17 protein-coding genes and 4 pseudogenes are annotated in these 15,011 nt (G+C 36.3%); 5 read left to right on the top strand and 16 right to left on the bottom strand.

Annotation, left to right across the window (positions count from 1 at the left end):
• Nucleotides 1-43: 43 nt before the first annotated feature.
• The 4 genes from TERY_RS14875 to TERY_RS14860 all read right to left on the bottom strand — a co-directional run bounded on the left by TERY_RS14875 (nt 44) and on the right by TERY_RS14860 (nt 5,053).
• On the bottom strand, nt 44-1,018 hold the full coding sequence (locus TERY_RS14875) for a KpsF/GutQ family sugar-phosphate isomerase (RefSeq protein ID WP_011612586.1): 975 nt from the start codon (nt 1,016-1,018) through the stop codon (nt 44-46).
• 29 nt (nt 1,019-1,047) lie between these two features.
• Nucleotides 1,048-1,944 carry a hypothetical protein gene (locus TERY_RS14870; RefSeq protein WP_011612585.1) on the bottom strand — a complete coding sequence of 299 codons (897 nt, stop codon included), beginning with the start codon at nt 1,942-1,944 and terminating at the stop codon, nt 1,048-1,050.
• Between the two features lie 130 nt (nt 1,945-2,074).
• Nucleotides 2,075-4,207: an ABC transporter ATP-binding protein gene (locus TERY_RS14865; protein WP_044136845.1), complete on the bottom strand. Its 2,133-nt coding sequence runs from the start codon at nt 4,205-4,207 to the stop codon at nt 2,075-2,077.
• Nucleotides 4,208-5,053: a phytanoyl-CoA dioxygenase family protein gene (locus tag TERY_RS14860; protein ID WP_011612583.1), complete on the bottom strand. Its 846-nt coding sequence runs from the start codon at nt 5,051-5,053 to the stop codon at nt 4,208-4,210.
• Between the two features lie 212 nt (nt 5,054-5,265).
• On the opposite strand from TERY_RS14860, the gene TERY_RS14855 reads away from it, so the two are divergent.
• A complete protein-coding gene (locus TERY_RS14855; RefSeq protein WP_081432466.1) occupies nt 5,266-5,556 on the top strand; it encodes a transposase family protein in 291 nt (96 codons plus the stop codon).
• 136 nt (nt 5,557-5,692) lie between these two features.
• Here the strand turns inward: TERY_RS14855 and TERY_RS33240 are convergent, their stop codons facing one another.
• The 3 genes from TERY_RS33240 to TERY_RS35180 all read right to left on the bottom strand — a co-directional run bounded on the left by TERY_RS33240 (nt 5,693) and on the right by TERY_RS35180 (nt 6,497).
• Nucleotides 5,693-5,803 carry a transposase gene (locus tag TERY_RS33240; RefSeq protein WP_081432464.1) on the bottom strand — a complete coding sequence of 37 codons (111 nt, stop codon included), beginning with the start codon at nt 5,801-5,803 and terminating at the stop codon, nt 5,693-5,695.
• Nucleotides 5,796-6,068 (bottom strand): transposase, encoded by a 273-nt coding sequence (locus TERY_RS33235; RefSeq protein WP_370497226.1) that lies wholly within the window; start codon nt 6,066-6,068, stop codon nt 5,796-5,798. The genes TERY_RS33240 and TERY_RS33235 overlap by 8 nt, the downstream gene beginning before the upstream one ends.
• Nucleotides 6,069-6,341: 273 nt before the next feature.
• The gene (locus TERY_RS35180) at nt 6,342-6,497 is read right to left on the bottom strand and encodes a hypothetical protein (protein ID WP_196797064.1); all 156 of its coding nucleotides are present in this window, start codon (nt 6,495-6,497) and stop codon (nt 6,342-6,344) included.
• A gap of 98 nt (nt 6,498-6,595) precedes the next feature.
• On the opposite strand from TERY_RS35180, the gene TERY_RS35175 reads away from it, so the two are divergent.
• The gene (locus TERY_RS35175; protein ID WP_370495552.1) at nt 6,596-6,751 is read left to right on the top strand and encodes a hypothetical protein; all 156 of its coding nucleotides are present in this window, start codon (nt 6,596-6,598) and stop codon (nt 6,749-6,751) included.
• 171 nt (nt 6,752-6,922) lie between these two features.
• Here TERY_RS35175 and TERY_RS14840 read toward each other — a convergent pair whose 3' ends face one another.
• Complete coding sequence (locus TERY_RS14840) at nt 6,923-8,179, bottom strand: glycosyltransferase 61 family protein (protein WP_011612582.1); 1,257 nt, start codon at nt 8,177-8,179, stop codon at nt 6,923-6,925.
• Between the two features lie 95 nt (nt 8,180-8,274).
• Nucleotides 8,275-8,388 (bottom strand): annotated as a pseudogene (locus tag TERY_RS37050) (IS701 family transposase); the annotation flags it as partial.
• Between the two features lie 218 nt (nt 8,389-8,606).
• Between TERY_RS37050 and TERY_RS30820 the strand changes: the two are divergent.
• The 3 genes and pseudogenes from TERY_RS30820 (at nt 8,607) to TERY_RS37045 (ending at nt 11,536) form a co-directional block, all read left to right on the top strand.
• Nucleotides 8,607-9,308: pseudogene (locus TERY_RS30820) on the top strand (IS1 family transposase).
• Between the two features lie 793 nt (nt 9,309-10,101).
• A complete protein-coding gene (locus TERY_RS14830) occupies nt 10,102-10,482 on the top strand; it encodes an IS4/Tn5 family transposase DNA-binding protein (RefSeq protein ID WP_011612580.1) in 381 nt (126 codons plus the stop codon).
• 192 nt (nt 10,483-10,674) lie between these two features.
• Nucleotides 10,675-11,536: pseudogene (locus tag TERY_RS37045) on the top strand (IS630 family transposase).
• Between the two features lie 100 nt (nt 11,537-11,636).
• On the opposite strand, the gene TERY_RS28165 reads toward TERY_RS37045, so the two are convergent.
• The 7 genes and pseudogenes from TERY_RS28165 to TERY_RS14805 form a co-directional block, all read right to left on the bottom strand.
• A complete protein-coding gene (locus TERY_RS28165) occupies nt 11,637-11,792 on the bottom strand; it encodes a hypothetical protein (RefSeq protein WP_196797062.1) in 156 nt (51 codons plus the stop codon).
• Nucleotides 11,793-11,980: 188 nt separating this feature from the next.
• Nucleotides 11,981-12,091 (bottom strand): transposase, encoded by a 111-nt coding sequence (locus TERY_RS30810; RefSeq protein ID WP_081432464.1) that lies wholly within the window; start codon nt 12,089-12,091, stop codon nt 11,981-11,983.
• Nucleotides 12,084-12,443 (bottom strand): transposase, encoded by a 360-nt coding sequence (locus TERY_RS30805; protein WP_011612577.1) that lies wholly within the window; start codon nt 12,441-12,443, stop codon nt 12,084-12,086. The genes TERY_RS30810 and TERY_RS30805 overlap by 8 nt, the downstream gene beginning before the upstream one ends.
• Nucleotides 12,444-12,629: 186 nt before the next feature.
• Entirely contained in the window at nt 12,630-12,785 is a 156-nt protein-coding gene (locus TERY_RS35170) for a helix-turn-helix domain-containing protein (protein ID WP_196797060.1), read from the bottom strand.
• Nucleotides 12,786-12,979: 194 nt separating this feature from the next.
• Nucleotides 12,980-13,222: a transposase family protein gene (locus TERY_RS30800; RefSeq protein WP_052845808.1), complete on the bottom strand. Its 243-nt coding sequence runs from the start codon at nt 13,220-13,222 to the stop codon at nt 12,980-12,982.
• Nucleotides 13,209-13,457, bottom strand: coding sequence for a transposase family protein (locus tag TERY_RS30795; RefSeq protein ID WP_011610837.1), 249 nt, complete (start codon nt 13,455-13,457; stop codon nt 13,209-13,211). Before TERY_RS30795 ends, TERY_RS30800 begins: the two co-directional genes overlap by 14 nt.
• Nucleotides 13,458-13,882: 425 nt before the next feature.
• Nucleotides 13,883-14,837, bottom strand: a pseudogene (locus tag TERY_RS14805) (IS5 family transposase).
• Nucleotides 14,838-15,011 lie beyond the last annotated feature (174 nt).

Genomic DNA, 15,011 nt, shown 5'->3' with positions numbered 1-15,011 from the left:
GCACATTAGACGTATTTATTGTTATTAAGTAGTGTGAGCATTACTATATTACATCTCTACCTAAAATTGAAGTCAGTTGATGTACATGAACAATGCCAATAGGCTCATTGTTTTCTACTACAAAAACATTAGGAATTTGATTTTTTTGAAAGAAATCAATTAGTTCAGATATAATTAGGTCGGATTGGATAGATAGAGGTGAAGGTGTCATATGTTGACTGACAGGTTCTTCTAAAGAAACTTTAGCCTCTAAACTTCGACGTAGATCTCCGTCTGTGAAAATACCCACATATTGATTGCGATGATTGATAACACCAACACATCCTAGACTTTTAAAGTTCATTTCAATTATGGCTTCTTTGATAGAAGCTCCTAAATCAATTAGAGGTATTTGATGCTCTTTATACATTAAATTTTTTACAGGTACAAGTAGGGCTCCTAAATTACCCCCTGGGTGAAATTGTTTAAAATCTTCAGAAGTAAAACCTCGTAATGACATTAGAGTTACAACTAAGGCATCACCTAAGACGAGTTGACAGGTTGTTGAAATAGTAGGGGCTAAACCGTTAATACAAGCTTCAGGAAGATCAGGAATTTGCAAGATAATATCAGCAAAATGAGCTAAGGAACTGTTAGGGTTTTTAGTAATGAGAATAATTGAGCTCTTTAGCCTTGAAGCATATTGCATAATGTCTAGCAGTTCAGAGGTCTGTCCTGAAGCAGAAAGAACAAGAAGTATATCGCTACTATCTAATAAACCTAAATCTCCATGACTGGCTTCAGTTGGATGAATAAAAATAGCTGGTATTCCCGTAGATGTAAAGGAAGCGGCTATCTTTTGGGAAATGCTCCCACTTTTACCAATTCCAGAAACTACAAGTTTTCCTTTGCAGTCTCGAAGTCTTAGTACAGCTTTTAACCAAGAATCGTCAATGCTTTCACAAAGCTTTGAGATTGCACTTATTTCTTGTTCAATCACACTTTTTAGCTGTTGTTTAATAGACTTATGAGTTAACATTTTTCGCTACCATTTTTGATCATCATGTTCTAATTGCCATCAATATTAAATTTTTTCACATTTTCAAGACAACTCAATAGTTCATTTTCATATTTATAGGCGTATTCTACTCCGTCAATACATTTTAATTTTACACTAGCCCAGTTAGTAAAAGTTTGTTGATTTCCAGTGAGATAAGCTATATTGTTGAAGGTTGAAACTTCTACTCCACAGTAGTCTAAATGACTTTTCAGATGCCTTTCATGACTTAAGTTATTTTCATCAACATTATTATAAATATATTCGAAAGCTTGAAAGTTGAGCATAAATTCAAGTAAATTTAAGTAATGAGAAATATTTTGCTCACTACAAACTGCATGGCGATCATTGTAACCATTGTAATTTTCTCCTGTAGGTATCCATATTAACTTAGGGTCTAGTAAGTTTAATGAGGGATGTTCTAGCATCCAGAAAAAATCTGTTCTTGTGATTATATATCTTTGGTATTCAAAGCCATTCTTTTTTATATTTTGTAGTCTTTTAAGTAGCTTAAAGTAGTTAAAATTTAAGTGAAAACCTGAACCTCTACGTTCTTTAATTCCTCCTAACCAATTCCCTTCAATCTTAAAATATTCATGCCATTTATTTTGTTCTTTTGAACTCAATTTATTGAAAAAATTGTCTAAAAAATCTTGATAGTTATCTTTTGCTTCTTCATAAAGATAGACATCAACTATATTACAATCTTTAAACCTATTAATAAGAGTTTCATCGTTTGCATCTATTCGAGAGACGCAGAAAAGTAAATCTGCATTCAAGGGTTGAATTACTTTTTCAATTAAATGAGAATAGGTTAAATCAAGGGCTCTTAAAGTACCAATAAAACAAACAAGTGGAGGTTCTTGTCTAACTGTTGTTACATTTTTGTTCGAGATCGTTTCATTCATTATTATTTTTAAATTATTTTTTTTACAGGACTTACTATTACAAAAAAAAAGATGCTATAGATAAATTCAAAAGCTAATTTTTTTGATTCATAAGCTTTTGAAAAATACTAATATCTATATTATTTTAGTTTCATCTGTTAGCATTTATTTGGGATGAATGGTTTGTTTGAGTCCCAATAGTCTGTTGAATATCCCAGAGGTAACGATAATGCCTTCTATCCCTGAGTAAATCTTTATGAGTTCCCTGCTCAACTAATTGGCCTCGATCCAAGACAAAAATACAGTCTGCTTCTATTGCTGCTTTGAGTTGATGCGTAATCATAATTACAGTATGTTTACCAGCTAGAGAGCTAATCGTTTGATTAATAGCATCAGCCATTTCAGCCGAAAGACTACTGGTGGGTTCATCTAATAAGAAAATGCGTGGACTATGAAGCAGAGCTTGGGCGATCGCAATTCGCTGACGTTGGCCTCCAGATAATTGTCCTCCCTCTTCACCAACTATAGTTTGGTAACCCTCTGGTAAACTCAAAATAAAGTCGTGTATTTCAGCGGTTCGAGCAGCAGTAGTAACTTCTTCTTCTGTAGCCTCTGGTTTGGTGATACGGATATTATTCATAATGGTGGTGTTGAACAGAAAGGTTTCTTGCAATACAATCCCCATCTGCGATCGCAAAGATTTCTGCGTTAGGTCACGTAAGTTCTGTCCATCAATTGTTATCCTTCCCTCGCTAGCATCGTATAAACGCATAAGCAGGTTGAAGATCGTACTCTTACCCGCACCACTGGAACCGACAAATGCCACAAATTGTCCCGCTTTTATCGACAAATTAATGTCGTGCAATTGAAGCTGTATATTATTGTAGCTAAAAGATAAATGCTCAAAGCAAATGATATTCTCAAACGAAGTCAAAGTATGAGCATCCACAGCATCCAGAATTTCAATCTGTTGCTTAAATACCTCGTCGATTCTTTCCATCCCAATACTCGCTTCAAACCAACGACCAATCCGCTGATTAATCAATTGACCTAAGAGGTCATACATATTATGAGATATTGTAAAGAAAGTGATCCAGCTTCCCAAGGTAATTTTGTTAGAGAGAACGTACATTGCTCCAATTCCCATAACCCAAACATCAAGCAAGTAAGCGGAAAATGTGACTGCATACTTAAATACAAGAAAGCTGAATACAGACTCGGTTTTCTTATCCTCTAGTTTTCTCAACTCATCACTAAAATAACCTGTAAATAAAGCTTGCAAGCCATATCCTGAGATCGTGAGTCTAGCACGAATTCCCTCTTGTACGGCGTTTACCATTAAAGCATTCTGGTTAATGGCATCTAGCCCTCGCCTACTCATATTCACTGTCAAATATAGAGTGAAGGGTAGCATTAAAATCATAGGTAAAATACCTAATAAGGTTAAAGTGCCACTAACGCTAATCATCATGCTCACGTTGACAAGTATTATGAGCATTTCACCTACACTACGAACCATTTCTTGACCTAAAATCGGCTCTATTTTATAAATATCTACAGAAAAGTGAGTTAACAAATTTCCGAGTCGAGCCTGTTTATAGAAGTTTTGTGAAAGGCTTTGCAGTTTGACAAACAAGTCGTATCGAATATCATTGGCAACACGGCTAGAAACGCGAGCTGATAAACGACTACCTAATACGTATAAGCCAAAAGCGAACGGTAATAGGATAGCGAGTTGGATTGCAGAACCGATCAGAACAGTGGCTCCTTGATCGATAACCCTACCTAGCTTTTGAGCTGCAACGAGTTGGTATGCAGGCATCCCCATTAAACAAATCGCACTAACTATAGCAATAACGACATAAGGAGACCAGTACATCCAGACGTATCTGAAGAATAAGTAAAAACGACTCGTGAACTCTTTTACTAATGAATTCCAATTACTGAGATTGATCTTCTGCGAGTTCTGGGAAAGTTTATGCCCTTGCCAAGGCGAATAATCTTTTAGTTGAGAAGGAATCTCTTGAAATTTATTAGATATGGGTACCCAAAGATCTACAGAGAAAAGTTGAGTAAAGCGTGTGATTATTTGCAGAAATGGAGAAACTGAATTTAATTGAGTGGAGTTGCTGACAGATGGAATGTCTTTTTCATGATCATCAATTGATTCCCTTGAATATTGTCTGGGAAAGTAGTATACAAAGCCACAACAACAAACAATTGCAATAGCTACAGCTAACATCGTTGGGGAAAGGGAGATTAAACTGCGTTCATCCATCATCATCTAGTGTTGTTCTGGTATGTTTTTCAGGAGATTGAGTTGGTGAGAGTCTTCACCCCGTACTATAATGCAAGGAATAGGATTGCCTGCGAAATTTTTTATTTCAACATCGGGTCTGGCAAACCGAGCCACAACACCAAAGCGGGTTCGAGAGTCATTATTTTGACTAACACCATGCCAAATACCGCCTCTTGTAAAGCAGTATTGACCGGCTTTCATTTCGATAGCTTTAATTTGATGAGGTGCGTTTTCTGGGTGCATCTTATCAGCTAACCTGAGAAGACTCTCAGCATCAGTGAGATTACACTCTCCTGCTTTTTCCAAAGCACGAAGATCAGCATCATATTTGTGAGTTCCGGGGATAACAAGGAGACAACCAGTTTTCATCGTCATATCAGTGACAGCAATAGAAGTATGAACCCCTTTAATCCACCCATTAATCACATCTATATGCCAAATTTGACCAGTCTTTTCCACAATATGACCATCATGACCTGGCTCTCTAACAATTGTTTCTGCCATCCAAAACAGAATATTTGAGCCAATAAAATCGGCAACATCATCCAAAATTGGGGATTCTGTAGAGAGGCTATAAATTAACTTAGAAGTCGTATGAGCGATCCGGCGATCCATAATCGGACTTTGAGTAGGCTGACTAGAAATATGTTGGCCTTGAGATGCTTCTATCTCTTTACTCATGGCATCACGTACAGCAACTAAACTAGCAGTTTGACCTAGATCAAATGGGCCAACAAAACCTTCTTTCTCGAAGAAAGCGACCTTCTCCTCAACTTGATTAAATTGAGTGTGGCTAGTGCTATGCTGCTCAGAATATCCAACGGTCTGCATGATCAAATCCTTCCTTTATGAACGTTATTGTGCATTGTAATTATAGCAAAGTGTGCTGGTATGTTTACATCTCACAAAATATTACTAATATAATACCGACATTCCGGAGATCTTCATATATCTTTATGTATATTTACATTTTCAAAGAGACTTATACGCAAAATAGAACTCAATATCAATAAAATTTATCAATAACTAATTTTTTATGAGAAATTAGTTACAATTCTTTAACTGAATTATTCGGGAAAAAAAAGCGTCATACCCGTAAACATCTAGCAGTAGTAAACCAAGACAAACAAGTGCTGGTATTAAGCCAAGATAGAGTTGGAAAGTTACATGACAAGAAATTCCTAGACGAAGAAAAGTTGATAGGAAATATACCTGCGGAAATGCCAATTGAAGTAGATACTGGCTTTCAAGGTATTCAACACCAGTATGAAAATATCCGCATACCCCATAAAAAACAAAAAGGGGGAGAGTTACAGCAATTTTCAGGTAAATAGACCACAGTGGTTGAACCAACCGAAGGCATCATCTTCAGTAATGAAATTTACAACTTCAGCCATTGCTTGCTCCAGTGATTCATGGGTACGTGCCTCACAAGAACGGAGAAATTGCTTCAGTTTCGACCAACAAAGCTCACACTTGTGATAAATCAGGAGAGTAAGGGGGCCAAAACTTGACTTGAGCACCGACGGACTCAATGGCAACTCTGACACGTTCAGCATGATGAACCTTGAGATTATCCATTACCACGATTGCCCCTTGCCACAACTGAGGTAGTAAGACCTGGGTTTAATAAAGTGATAAATACCTCAGTATTTGTACTTCCTGGTACAGTCATCGACGCAATCAGTCCATCCAGGTTCAAAGCACCAATCAAAGAAACATTTCCACCCTTGCTACCTGGGATACTACCAACAGCTCGTTCCCCATCTACGGCTCTGGCGAATAAACGAGACATTGACAAATTTATTCGCGCTTCATCAACAAATACTAAATTTCTGACATCAATTTTATCTAACCAACGTCGATAGTCATGTCTTAACTCTTGGACTCTTGGGGTATCTTACTCACTGGCATAAAGACTTTTTTTTTGCACCGTAAGCCTAATTTTTCTACGGCGCGATGCATTGTGGAGATACTCACCCTAATTCCTGTTGTTTCTTGATAGCGAGCGCATAATTCTCTCAGCAATAAGTCATTTTTCTCCTCTACCAGAGATTTGATGATGTTGAGATTATCATAGGAAATTATTGGCTGCTGATATCCTCCACGTCGTTTGGCCTCAATTTGTCCAAGAGTAACGATAATGACGCAAGAAATTTCGTACCATAGACAAGCTGACCTTAAATCTTTCAGCCAACTGATGTTGAGAGCCTTCTTTTGCTTCCCAAGCTATAATCACGCGACGACGCAAATCACTCGAATACGATACTGGCATTAAATTTAACAATTACATCAAACCCATTTTACCGCACTTTGTGGTTCAATTACCTGAAAAGTGCTGTAAGTGAGCAACAAAAATCAGACAATCGGAAATTGAGCCTATCAAGGGTAGCATGTGAAAACGCCTTTGCGGGTGTCAAACGTTATGGAGTTGTTAGTCAGATTTATCGTAATCACAAGTATGATTTTGATGACAAATTAATGCTAACAGCAAGTGGTGAGTGGAACTTATATCTGATGGTAGCATAAGTAATCACATTACTAAGAAAATATCAGGACTTACGCATAACCACTATATCTAGTAGGGGTTAATGGCCGTTAACCCCTACAGAACTCCGAGACCATGATTTATATCACGATGATTCGTCTCACGTCTCATAGTTCGGTATTTAGTATAATTAGCTACACCGATACCCCTTTTCAAACAGCCTCATAGATCATTTTATCAAATATTTCCTGAAATTCCTCCATATCAACTTCAAAATCAGCATTTTCATCAAATTGATCGTGGGTAATAAAATAATGTTTTTGTCCAAGTCCTTTAAATTGAGTAAAGAAAAAAGGAGTAGGTGAAGTTTCTGGATAAAGAACTAATATTTTAATTTTTCCTGAGAACAAAGTTATACCTAAACCTGCACCATGAGGAGCTACAATCATTTCTACTTTAGTAAATAGTTCTACTTGTTCTGGAAATGACATATCTTCTAGAAAAACTGTTTTAAAATTATATTTTTCTAAATATTGAATTAGTTTTTCTTCATTTAATACGCGACGATGTTTGGCATTTCTACGGGAGATATAAATTCTTTCAGTAAGTTTTTCCACTGGTGTAAGATTAAGTTTATCAAAGACACAATTTTTAATATATTCGTAGTATTCTGGAGGTAAAAATCCATTTTCACAACGGCTAACATAAGAGGGCATTACTAAATGTTCAACTCTTACCCATGTTCCATTTTCGATATACATAATTTCAAAATTTTCAGGAAGTAGATACTTTAATAACTCTCGAAATGAACTGCGTAAAGAATCAGGTATTAATATAGTTAATTTATCTGTATATTTAGCTAAAATTAAAGAATAAATTCGAGGTAAACAATCAAATAAAAAATGCCAAAAATTATCCGCAGATAAAGAAACGATATAAGCGGATTTTACTGATAACTGTTTAGCAAATAAAAGTTTAAGACGGTTAAGATAGTTAAGTCTCCATCTGGCTATGGTTAATCTATATTGCATTCCAGAATCAACTATTACTTGAAAATCTTTAGTACAAATAGTGCCTAAACCAATGTGAATATAAGCCGGAATTATCTCACAAATAAATATAGGTGATCGCTCAAAATAATCATTGTTATAATATAGACATTTTTGGAGAAATTCTCGATCTATATCATTAACACCAAATTCTATTTTTTCAGCAGGAAATAATACTTGATAATTTTCTACACCATTACCTAATATTTTTGTTGGGTGAATAGTTTGACTAAGTTTTAATAGTCGAAATAAGGGAATAGTATTTAATATTTTAGATAAAAAAATTAAGAAATTATTGTGATCATTATTATCAGGTATTGAAAGTAGATCAGGATGATTAATTAAATAAGTTTTTAATTCTTTTAATTCTTTTTGTCTTTCTTCATTAAGTAAATCACGATTAAATTGAGGTTTGAACATATTAAGTATTGGTGTATAGCAATGCTAGAAACTAGGGAACAAATTATTTTTTCTTATTTTTCATGACCTATAGCAATCCTAAATAGGTTGTGATAATTAACTATTTCTATACCACGAACAACTTGATGTTCATTACCACTATATTGTCGTCGTGTAAGTTCAATATTATATCCATACTTTTTATTAATTACTGTGTCATCAAAAATTAGGTGGTCCTGTATATGTAGTGATAAGCCAATATAAATGATTATTTATTGACATTAATCTTGAAAACATTAAGTTTTTTATGCTTAATAATTCAAAATTTTTATCTGGGCGATTGCTACATAATAATCAGTCATCAAACTATCAGGGATGAAGCTCAACTATCATGAAAAAAGTATGCTATTATCTATAACAGTAATAAGAAAAAATCTATATAATTCAGATGTCCATTCATACATTAATCTGTCCTAGTTGTGGCAGTAATCATATTGTCAAAAATGGGACTATTCACAACAAAAAACAAAAATATCAATGTCAAAATTGTCAGAGAGATTATATTAGTAATGAAACCAAAGAACTTATTGATAAATTAAAATAGAGAAAAAATTAGTTTAGCTGGTATAATCCGTGCAACAGGTGTGTCATAAAAATGGCTCCAGAATTACGTCAATAATAAGTATGCTGAGGTTTTACGCTCTATTAAATGTACTAAAAAAAACCGGTAAACTCACCATTCAATGTGATGAAATGTGGTCATTTGTAGGCAATAAAAATAATAAACAATGGCTGTGGTTAGCGATTGATATAGAAACTCAAGAAATTGTGGGTTTTTACTTAGGGGAAAGAGGAGAAAAAGGGGCAGCATAGATTATGGAATTCTAACCCACGGTGTCTTAAGGCCGTGTGCAGTTTGTTATACAGATTTTTGGTCAGCTTACGAGCTTGTCTTTCCTGAAGAGAGACATAAATCAGTGGGGAATATTCAGGTTTAACAGCTTATATAGAAAGATTAAATAATACTTTGCGTCAAAGAATTTCTCGGTTGGTCAGAAAGACTTTATCCTTTTCTAAAAAGCTTCGGCCCCATCTAGGAGATATTTGGTATTTCATTAATCATTACAGTGAAGCGATCGCTTCACTGTAATTTTATCACTACATATACAGGAATACCAAAAATTAAATAAGCTTCTGTATCTGAAACAAATTCTTCTTTAACATTTCGCCATAAATCTTCTGAGTTTAAAGACTAATATCTTAAATAGCTATTTATTGTATCATGGCTAATATTCTCCAGATGATTTGTGGCGTAGCGTTATTGTAAAATTTGTGTGAGATTTAAGTAAATATTGATGAGTTACAACAAAATTAAAATTCATATTTTTAACTAATATAATCATGTCATTATCATCTAATTATTAAAGATTTTTAGCAAGTCAATTTAACATTTCGTAACTTTATTTAAAGGTATATTATAAAGTAATATCTATCAAAAAAAAACTAATTATAGTATGGACAATTTCATGTTGACAGTATGCTATATATAGCGTACCTGCGTAAGTCCTGAGTAGTCTTATGCTGGCCTCAATGTCCGTTTTTTTGTCTCGGATTGCCCACCCGCGACTAATATATTTCTTGTGAACTAAAAAGCATGATAACATAGCCTGTGAAAAAAAATCAGCTAAAAAGTCGCCCTAGAAGGGCGAAGCTTTAAACCCAATTTTTCGCTTTTTCCAGTCTGTAGAGCATTTCCTGAGGAAAAACTCACTCAGAAATTACTTTTGAATAGATGACTTTTGACTTACGTGTAGCGCTATACTAATTTTTAAAGGAATAAGTTAATGATTAATTGGTTAGTATTAAATCTATGCCTTACCCATAAGTGCTGAAATACCTACTATGATTGTATTCTATAAAAGTGAATTTAAACGAGAAAAATCATGCAATCATGGGCAGCAGAAGAACTAAAATACACTAATTTACCGGACAAACGATTAAACCAAAGATTGATAAAAATTGTGGAACAAGCAAGTGCGCAACCTGAGGCAAGTGTCCCTCAAGCAAGTGGTGATTGGGCGAATACCAAAGCCACTTATTATTTCTGGAATTCAGAAAGGTTTAGCAGTGAGGATATAATTGATGGTCATCGACGCTCAACAGCACAAAGAGCTTCACAGGAGGATGTAATCCTAGGGATACAAGACACCAGTGACTTTAATTTTACTCATCACAAGGGCAAGACTTGGGACAAAGGCTTTGGACAAACCTGTTCTCAAAAATATAGCAATGAGCGCTGGCATCTTTACATACTACATAAATAGCTACAATGTAATATATGACTTGCAGTATGACTTGCAGTATGACCTGCATTTTTCATAAATTAGGCGATCGCTAAACGTTAAAGTTTTAAGGATGCGTGTAATGGTATTGACAATGAGTGAGTTGATAGCTTTAAGATATTTCTATCTTCAATCTATTGTTTGAGTGCTTAGGTATATCCTTACAGTCAAGATTTGCGACATGCGAGCTCTTGACCTCCACCTTAAATGGTATGTCTATCAGTCTTATGAGTCGTTTATTAATATAAGTCGGCCTACTCTTCATCAATGGCGAGAGATATATTTAACCACAGGTTCAACAACTCAATCAGCCAATATACCTCCCCCTCAGACATCTAAAATTAAAAACTGGGAAGAATTTGAAAAGTTTGTTGAGGACACTAAGTGAGCAAACTCAAAAACAAATGGCTGCAAAATGGGGAAATTGTAGTCGTTTTACTATTAGTAGAAGTTTAAAAAAACTTGGGTTTACTCGTAAAAAAAAACATATGGTTATCAAGAAAGAGACGAAATAGAAAGAGAAAAGTTGGCCTGAAAACTGAATCAAATAGACAAAAAAGATATTGTTTATGTAGATGAAGCCGGAATAGATAATAGAGAAGATTATCCTTATGGTTATGGATTTAAAGGCATTCATAGTACCAGGCATGAAGTCCGAAAAAAGAACTGAGAGAGTTAGTTGGATTGCAGCTATAAATCAATCAAAAATGTTTGCTCCTTTAACATTTACAGGAAGTTGTAATCGTGACTTGTTTGAGAACTGGTTGGAAAATTGTTCCCATACCAAAATTACAACCAGGGCAAGTGATTATATTGGATAACGCAACGTTTCATAAATCAGTTTATATTGAAGAATTAGTGGCCAAGCAAAGGTGTGAAATCTGGTATTTACCACCATACTCACCAGATTTTAATAAGATAGAACGTTGGTGGTTTGTGTTAAAAAACGATCTGCAAACAAATACTGAAGAAATTTGATCATTTTAGAGACTGTGTGGATGCAGCTTTTATAGAAAATCCTCAAGTTTTTCCGTAGTGGTGAAAGATATCAATTATTAATAGAGTTGTTGGGAAATAACTTAGGAGAGAAAAAACTCAAACGAAAACTTGACATATTTCCCTAGTAATTTGACTACTTATGCTGTCATCAGATATAAGTTCCACTCACCAGTTGCTGTTAGCATTAATTTGTCATCAAAATCATACTTGTGATTACGATAAATCTGACTGACAGCTCCATAACGCTTGACGCCCGCCAAGGCGTTTTCACAGACTACCCTTGATTGACTCAATTTCCGAAAATCTGTTTTTGTTGCTCACTTACAGCAATTTTCAGGTAAATAGACCACAGTGGTTGAACCAACCGAAGGCATCATCTTCAGTAATGAAATTTACAACTTCAGCCATTGCTTGCTCCAGTGATTCATGGGTACGTGCCTCACAAGAACGGAGAAATTGCTTCAGTTTCGACCAACAAAGCTCACACTTGTGATAAATCAGGAGAGTAAGGGGGCCAAAACTTGACTTGAGCACCGACGGACTCAATGGCAACTCTGACACGTTCAGCATGATGAACCTTGAGATTATCCATTACCACGATTGCCCCTTGCCACAACTGAGGTAGTAAGACCTGGGTTTAATAAAGTGATAAATACCTCAGTATTTGTACTTCCTGGTACAGTCATCGACGCAATCAGTCCATCCAGGTTCAAAGCACCAATCAAAGAAACATTTCCACCCTTGCTACCTGGGATACTACCAACAGCTCGTTCCCCATCTACGGCTCTGGCGAATAAACGAGACATTGACAAATTTATTCGGGCTTCATCAACAAATACTAAATTTCTGACATCAATTTTATCTAACCAACGTCGATAGTCATGTCTTAACTCTTGGACTCTTGGGGTATCTTGCTCACTGGCATAAAGACTTTTTTTTTGCACCGTAAGCCTAATTTTTCTACGGCGCGATGCATGGTGGAGATACTCACCCTAATTCCTGTTGTTTCTTGATAGCGAGCGCATAATTCTCTCAGCAATAAGTCATTTTTCTCCTCTACCAGAGATTTGATGATGTTGAGATTATCATAGGAAATTATTGGCTGCTGATATCCTCCACGTCGTTTGGCCTCAATTTGTCCAAGAGTGACGATAATGACGCAACAAATTTCGTACCATAGACAAGCTGACCTTAAATCTTTCAGCCAACTGACGTTGAGAGCCTTCTTTTGCTTCCCAAGCTATAATCACGCGACGACGCAAATCACTCGAATACGATACTGGCATTAAATTTAACAATTACATCAAACCCATTTTACCGCACTTTGTGGTTCAATTACCTGAAAAGTGCTGTAACTCTCCCCCTTTTGGTTTTTTATGGGGGATTCGGATATTTTCATACTGATGCGTGGAGACCTTGGAAACCACTGTCTACTTCTATCGGAATCTCTAGAGGTATATTTCCTATCAATTTTTCCTGGTCATGGAACTTCGACTTCATGCAGCTTTCCTTCTCGTGCCTGACTCAATACCAGCACTTTCTTGTTTTGATTAACTGCTACTAGATGTTTGCGAGTGTGACGCTTTTTTTTTCCTGAATAATTCAGTTTTGGTTTTTCAGAGTGAGTTGGTCTTTGTACTGGCCGTTCTGTGCCATCCATTATCACTCGTTCTACTCGAGGGAAACGCTCTATGAATCCTTGGACACTGTTAATTTGACGCAATGCATCGCGCCTTTTTTTCTCCCAAGGCTGCTTCTAACATAGTTTGTAAGCGATGAACCCAATAATGTGCTTGACTACGGTCGATATCAAACAAGATACCAGCTAAGTCAAAAGTCGGGTAACATTTAAAGTAGAAGAGAATGTCAAACAATTTGTCTTGTAGAGTGCGTAAACGAGCCAAAAGACCTCCTCCAACAGAGCGTTGACGAGGTGAGCGAGTGCAATGTTTGCTCATACATTTGCCCAAAGGACTCCAAGAAAGATTCAAATGCTTTACGGTTTAATGGGTGTTAATGCTCTGAGTAATCTGTCTTGTTTTAAGGCTCGTTCAATATTTAGCATTTTTATAGCAAATTTTTTCTGAAATTATTTTACCTTATTTCCAAACAACTCTAATATAGAATATAGTTGCTCTTTGAGGCGATTCTCTCACTCGAGAGGCTTCGCGAATACACTCCCATAACACTGTGATTCTTTTGTTGTCAGTTAAATCAAAGTGCAACGCGGGAGTCTATAATACCAAATTTTAATCCGAGCTGCCATGCTATAATTATTGCCTGGCAAGGATTTTCTGACATCCTTATGTCACATTATTTTTTCAGGCATGGGGCTTTGTTGCATGAAAGTAGTAATCGCCAAAAACTTCCATCAGGAAGTTAACTAGATTTTCACTTTGTGACTTTTGGGTTTACCTGTTTGAATCATACGGTTCAGCATGGCACATTGTATGAACAACTCTACTGCTTGGGCTTTCGAATTTTCCTCGTCGTAACTGACCTCCAAAGCTCACTTTGAGTCTAAACATTGTGGTTTCTGATAGAGAACGCCGATGGTAACCACTTTCATGCTTCCATTTTTGGCGTCCTACCTTTCTGATTCTTCTGAGGTTTTCATCTCTGGGATGAGGTGGGCATTTGCAGTTGCCGTGTTGACCTATTACTGCATTTTTCCTGGGTGGAATTGTTACTTTTGCTCCTAGTTGGTTAGCTTTCTGGTAACATTTATACTTGTGCTCTGCTCCATCTCCTGATACTTGGGCTATTTCCCCATCTACTCCATTTCTCAAGTTCAGAAAATGCTTGTGAATCACTGACATCATTGGTAGTCACTACTCCACTGACAATCTCTCCTGTAGCCTCATTTACTCCTAGGTGTAATTTACCCCATGTACGCCGTTTACTGACACCATGAACTTTTGTTTTCCATTCACCTTCTCCGTAAACTTTCACCCCTGTAGAGTCTACTACTGTACGGAATAGTTTCATTAGTTGGTATAACTGGCAGTTGGATATTCAGTTTGAGCAAGCGACGGGATACAGTGCTATGGTCTGGTACTGGTAAATCTAAGTCCATCAATTGAAATATAGATTCGACAAAACCTTCAGTCTGTCGTCCGGCCAGACCAAACAATGATTGTATAGTGACCATAAATTCAATGGCCGTATTGCTATAGGTATTTGATGCTCCCCTACGTCCAGTTTTTTGTTGATTTACTCACTGCTCTATGACTTCATCATTCAACCAAAATGTGAGGCTCCCTCTCTGTCTTAGGGACGCATCAGACCTACGACCAGTTGCTGAAGAGGTACTTAGACTTGGACTTGGACTTACTCATCTCTACCCTTACTATAGGTTTCTTGTGCCACACGCTTATTGTTACCATATTTTCTATCTTTATACAACAAAGCCCAGGCATGGCATAAAACTTTAAGGTAGTGCGATTGCGCCTCCGTTCCGTTGTCACGATCGCATAGAAAAAATGTCAGTCATGTAGCAGGATGTATACTAC

The organism is Trichodesmium erythraeum IMS101 (assembly GCF_000014265.1).
GTDB classification, from domain to species: Bacteria; Cyanobacteriota; Cyanobacteriia; order Cyanobacteriales; family Microcoleaceae; genus Trichodesmium; species Trichodesmium erythraeum.
Note: the sequence above shows the minus strand (reverse complement) of the source record. Positions and strands in the feature narration are given on the sequence as shown.

Excerpts from the sequence above, each read along its gene's own strand:
- TERY_RS14875 (WP_011612586.1), bottom strand. The coding sequence starts at position 1,018 with ATGTTAACTCATAAGTCTATTAAACAACAGCTAAAAAGTGTGATTGAA.
- TERY_RS14870 (WP_011612585.1), bottom strand. The coding sequence starts at position 1,944 with ATGAATGAAACGATCTCGAACAAAAATGTAACAACAGTTAGACAAGAA.
- TERY_RS14865 (WP_044136845.1), bottom strand. The coding sequence starts at position 4,207 with ATGATGATGGATGAACGCAGTTTAATCTCCCTTTCCCCAACGATGTTA.
- TERY_RS14860 (WP_011612583.1), bottom strand. The coding sequence starts at position 5,053 with ATGCAGACCGTTGGATATTCTGAGCAGCATAGCACTAGCCACACTCAA.
- TERY_RS33240 (WP_081432464.1), bottom strand. The coding sequence starts at position 5,803 with ATGGATAATCTCAAGGTTCATCATGCTGAACGTGTCAGAGTTGCCATT.
- TERY_RS35180 (WP_196797064.1), bottom strand. The coding sequence starts at position 6,497 with ATGCCAGTATCGTATTCGAGTGATTTGCGTCGTCGCGTGATTATAGCT.
- TERY_RS14840 (WP_011612582.1), bottom strand. The coding sequence starts at position 8,179 with ATGTTCAAACCTCAATTTAATCGTGATTTACTTAATGAAGAAAGACAA.
- TERY_RS14830 (WP_011612580.1), top strand. The coding sequence starts at position 10,102 with ATGCAATCATGGGCAGCAGAAGAACTAAAATACACTAATTTACCGGAC.
- TERY_RS30810 (WP_081432464.1), bottom strand. The coding sequence starts at position 12,091 with ATGGATAATCTCAAGGTTCATCATGCTGAACGTGTCAGAGTTGCCATT.
- TERY_RS35170 (WP_196797060.1), bottom strand. The coding sequence starts at position 12,785 with ATGCCAGTATCGTATTCGAGTGATTTGCGTCGTCGCGTGATTATAGCT.
- TERY_RS30795 (WP_011610837.1), bottom strand. The coding sequence starts at position 13,457 with ATGAGCAAACATTGCACTCGCTCACCTCGTCAACGCTCTGTTGGAGGA.